This is a genomic window from Cobetia sp. SIMBA_158, assembly GCF_046566945.1.
Classification (GTDB): domain Bacteria; phylum Pseudomonadota; class Gammaproteobacteria; order Pseudomonadales; family Halomonadaceae; genus Cobetia; species Cobetia amphilecti.
The window spans coordinates 1-247 of record NZ_JAWJYL010000854.1; the positions used below are offsets into that span (position 1 = coordinate 1).

1 protein-coding gene is annotated in these 247 nt (G+C 43.7%); it reads right to left on the minus strand.

From position 1 onward, the window contains the following. Window positions 1-247 (minus strand): uroporphyrinogen decarboxylase family protein (locus R2R70_RS22245; RefSeq protein WP_410979237.1); only part of this gene is annotated, 247 nt, incomplete at both ends.

Consider the following 247-nt stretch of genomic DNA (forward strand, 5'->3'; position numbering starts at 1 on the left):
TGGTACTTCGCCTTTAAGTTCACGGCGGATAGTACTTACTGCATTCATTACATAACCAAGCTCGTCAGTTGGATCGAGCTTAGGTATTTTTTTAACATCTGCAAGCGACGAAATAGGACGTTCAAACTTAGGGCCTTCACCTGTTTCGAAGTACAAACCTAAACCCATTGCATCAGGAATCGTTAAAATATCGCTGAACAAAATGGCCGCGTCTAATGGGTAACGACGCAGTGGCTGAAGTGTTACC